4 protein-coding genes are annotated in these 2,966 nt (G+C 64.8%); 2 read left to right on the top strand and 2 right to left on the bottom strand.

Features of this window, described 5'->3' with window-relative positions:
- Positions 1–1,309 (top strand): Mu transposase domain-containing protein (locus CH256_RS24600; protein ID WP_094670993.1); only part of this gene is annotated, 1,309 nt, incomplete at its 5' end.
- Positions 1,309–2,151 carry an IS21-like element helper ATPase IstB gene (istB, locus tag CH256_RS24595; RefSeq protein WP_037192303.1) on the top strand — a complete coding sequence of 281 codons (843 nt, stop codon included), beginning with the start codon at positions 1,309–1,311 and terminating at the stop codon, positions 2,149–2,151. The genes CH256_RS24600 and istB, both read left to right, overlap by 1 nt.
- Here istB and CH256_RS24590 read toward each other — a convergent pair.
- Together CH256_RS24590 and CH256_RS28390 are read right to left on the bottom strand one after the other, a co-directional pair.
- Entirely contained in the window at positions 2,143–2,592 is a 450-nt protein-coding gene (locus tag CH256_RS24590) for a hypothetical protein (RefSeq protein ID WP_037192299.1), read from the bottom strand. The two genes, istB and CH256_RS24590, sit on opposite strands and share 9 nt — an antisense overlap.
- Positions 2,593–2,707: 115 nt before the next feature.
- Positions 2,708–2,966 (bottom strand): hypothetical protein (locus CH256_RS28390; protein ID WP_218829163.1); only part of this gene is annotated, 259 nt, incomplete at its 5' end.

The raw sequence follows: 2,966 nt of genomic DNA, 5'->3' as shown, positions 1-2,966 counted from the left end.
CGGCCGCGACCGCAAGACCATCCGGTCCTACCTCAACGGGACCACCACACCCGGAGTGCGTAAACGCAGCATCCCGGACCCCTTCGAGGTGTTCCTCGCCTACGTCACCGCACGCCTGTCCGAAGACCCACACCTGTGGGTCCGCACCCTCTGCGACGAGCTCGAAGACCTCGGATATTCGATGTCGTATCAAACGCTGCACCGCAAGATCCGAGAACTGAAACTTCGCCCGATCTGCAAAGCCTGCCTCACCGCAACCGAAAGACCCAACGCAGTGATCGATCACCCGCCGGGTGAAGAGACACAATGGGATTGGGTCGATCTACCCAACCCGCCCGCTTCCTGGGGATGGGGCTCGATGGCACATCTGTTCGTCGGAACGCTGGCCTGCTCGGCCAAATGGCGCGGGATCCTGGCCCCGAACATGACCCAACCCCATGTCGTCGACGGGCTCGACCGCATCTGCCGAGGCCTCGGCGGCGTCAGCCGCGTGTGGCGGTTCGATCGGATGGCGACAGTCTGCCACCCCGACTCCGGCTGCATCACGGCCAGCTTCGCCGGCGTCGCGAAACACTACGGTGTCTCCGTCGCGATCTGCCCACCCCGCCGCGGCAACCGCAAAGGCGCGGTGGAGAAGTCCAATCACACTGCAGCGCAACGGTGGTGGCGCACTGTCGCCGACGATCTGACCGTCGAGCAAGCCCAAGCAAGCCTCGACCGGTTCTGCAGCCTGCGCGGCGACACCCGGCTGCGGGCCACCAAAGATGGACGGGCGTCGGTGGGGACGATCGCCACCACCGAGGGGTTGCATACGTTGCCGGCGGCTGCGTATCCGGCGATCCTGAGCACCGACCGGGTCGTCTCGCGCCAAGCGTTGGTGTCCTATCGCGGTAACCGGTATTCGGTCCCACCCGAACTCGCCTGTGCCACTGTGACAGTGACGCATGTTCTGGGCGTCGATGTCATCGACATCGTCACCACATCCGGCATCACCATTGCCCGGCACCGGTTGGCTGCCGATGGGACTGGGGCGATGGTCCGCGATCACGGACATGTCTACGCTCTCGAACAAGCAGCGATGGCTGGTGCGAACACCGGCCGCCCGCACCGCCGGAAAGAACGGATCCCACCCGGTCCCGACGCTCTCGCCGCTGCCGAGAAACTCCGAGCGTCGGCCGAATCGGCACTGCCCTCCGGAGATGGTCAGCGCGAAAGCGGGAGTCATGCAACCGAATCCACTGACACCGGCGCGGTCATCTACGACCTGTCGGTCTACGAACGGGCCGCACACGGAAGGAACACCCTCTGATGGTCGACAAGAAAACAGGCGACCGGGTGCCGGCACCGAACACCGCCGAAGCGGCGAGTCTCTATCAACGCCTGCGTGGGCATCTGGCGGTCCTGAAGCTGCACGACGCCGCCGAAGCGTTGCCCTCGGTCCTCGACCAAGCAGCTGCGGAGGAGCTGTCGATGACCGCGGCGTTGGATCGGTTGCTGTCGATCGAAGTCGAGGCCACCGAGGCACGGCGTTTGACCGGCAGGTTGCGGTTCGCGTGTCTGCCGACGCCGGCATCGCTCGAGGACTTCGACTACGACGTCGCAGCCGGTATCGACCGCAAGCTCATCGACGAACTCGCGACCTGCCGCTACTTGGAGACGGCGACGAATGTGCTGCTCATCGGCCCGCCCGGGGTCGGCAAGACGCACCTGTCGGTCGGGCTCGCGAGGGCTGCTGCGCATGCGGGGTATCGGACGTATTTCACCACCGCTGCCGATCTCGCTGCCCGCTGCCATCGGGCAGCGCTGGAGGGTCGGTGGGCTACGACGATGCGATTCTATGCCGGCCCGACGCTGCTGGTGATCGACGAGCTCGGCTACCTACCGCTGCCCGGCGAGGCTGCGTCGGCGCTGTTTCAGGTTGTCTCGCAACGGTATATGAAGACATCGATCGTGATGACCACAAACCGTGGTGTCGGATCGTGGGGTGAAGTGCTCGGTGACAACACGGTCGCCGCAGCCATGCTCGACCGGCTCCTGCATCGCTCGGTCGTGCTCAACCTCGACGGCGATTCCTACCGGTTACGGGACCACAACGCCAGATCGGAGAAGCTCCGTAAAGCCACCACCGGAACCCGCCAACCACTACAGTGAAGACCGCTCACGAGTGGGGAATTTCGGTGAGCGCGGTTGGGGAATTTCGCTGAGCCTCGTCATTCCGGCCAGCAAGGCGCGTCCGGCCGATATTTCCTTTGCCAGTCGGGTACCGGCCTCTCGACGCCACTCATCCCACGCGAGGAACAGCTGGTCGGTGTCATCTGCGGGATTGGTGAAGCCGTCGAGGTCCGAGATTGTGCGACGAAGCCTCTGGAACCATGCGGTCCGGGGTCCGTCGTGGGTGGCATCCTCCAATGCATTACGGGCCGCTGCGAAGTCTTTGGGGGTGCCGCCGGTGAAGTGTGCGTGGGCTTCGACGTACCGCCAGAACGCGGCGTGTTCGGTTTCGTCCGCGGCCGCGAGTTTGTCCGATGCTTCGCGTGCGTGTTGTGCCGCTGCTGTGTGGTCGCTGATCCACATGTCAGCGACGGCGGTCACTTCGAGGTCGGCGCTCGATACGGTGCTGCTGCCGCCTGTCTTCTTTCCTGGTCGTCGCCGGCGAGGCCGCGTAGACGCTGGTGACGCGGTCGACGTCGCTGCGGTCCAGAACTTGTCACAGGCTTCCCGTGTGCCGGCCCAGCCGGTGTCGTAGATTTCCAGTGCTCCCTTGATGGTGTCTTGGGTGCCGTCGGGGATGGATTGTCGAACGACGGTTGTCGGCCAGCACACGAGCGAACAGTGGGTCCAAGCCCAGGTACATCGATCGGTCCGAGGGCTCGCGGTTGGCGCGGCCGAGTGCTTGCGTGACGCGCTGGCCGACGCGGTGTCGCATGAAGCTGGCATCACCGAGATAAGCGACGACGAAGCGCTCG

The organism is Rhodococcus sp. 05-2254-6, assembly GCF_002258565.1.
Classification (GTDB): Bacteria; Actinomycetota; Actinomycetes; order Mycobacteriales; family Mycobacteriaceae; genus Rhodococcoides.
This window is presented reverse-complemented; position numbering and strand designations above follow the sequence as displayed.